At 68.7% G+C, this 1003-nt stretch carries 1 protein-coding gene; it reads right to left on the minus strand.

The genetic code is table 11. The annotated features are described in order from the left end of the window. A partial coding sequence (locus D7231_RS36065; protein WP_120760613.1) for a PHP domain-containing protein occupies positions 1-1003 on the minus strand: 1003 nt, incomplete at both ends.

Raw genomic sequence — 1003 nt, forward strand, 5'->3', positions numbered from 1 at the left:
GGAAGTACCCGGGGAACCCCATCTGGATGATGACGCCCATCTCGTACTCGGCCTGCCGCTGCCGGTCCTCCGGCACCCCGCCGGGCCAGCGGCGGGCCATGCCCTTGCGGACCTCCTCCTGGAACCAGGTCACCTCGGTGTAGCCCTCGGGCACGTCGAAGCGCGGCATCAGGTCCCGCGCCTCGAACCAGCCCGTGGTGTCCACCTGCTCGGCCACCAGCAGGGTGTTGGCGCAGCCCTCCTGCCAGGCGTCGGAGGAGTCGATGGCGTACATCTCCTGCGGCGACTTCAGGTAGTACCCGGTGCCGTCGAAGCGGAAGCGGTCGGGGTCGGAGAGGTTCTTGCCGGTCTGCACGCACAGCAGCGCGTCGTGCGCGTCGGCCTCGTGCGCGTGCGTGTAGTGGCTGTCGTTGGTCACGATGGGGCGGATGCCGAGCTTGCGGCCGATCTCCAGCAGCCCGTCCCGCACGCGCCGCTCGATGTCCAGGCCGTGGTCCATCAGCTCCAGGAAGTACCGGTCCCGGCCGAAGATCTCCAGGTACCCGGCCGCCGCCTTCAGGGCCTCCTCCTCCTGCCCCAGCCGCAGCCGGGTCTGCACCTCGCCCGAGGGGCAGCCGGTGGAGGCGATCAGGCCCTCGGACCACTGGGCGATGGTCTCCTTGTCCATCCGGGGCCACTTGACGAAGAAGCCCTCGGTGTAGGCGTCCGAGGAGAGCCGGAAGAGGTTGTGCAGGCCCGTCTTGTTGTACGCCCAGATCGTCTTGTGCGTGTAGCCGCCGGAGCCGGAGACGTCGTCCTTCTTCTGATGCGGCTGGCCCCACTGCACGCGCCGCTTGTGCCGCCGCGACTCGGGAGCGACGTACGCCTCGATGCCGATGATCGGCGTGATCCCCGCGCCCGTGGCCAGCTGGAAGAAGTCGTACGCCCCGTGCAGGTTGCCGTGGTCGGTCACGGCGATGTGGCTCATCCCCATGTCCTGGCAGGCCTTGAACATGTCCTTCAG

Source organism: Streptomyces klenkii (assembly GCF_003626645.1).
Classification (GTDB): Bacteria; Actinomycetota; Actinomycetes; order Streptomycetales; family Streptomycetaceae; genus Streptomyces; species Streptomyces klenkii.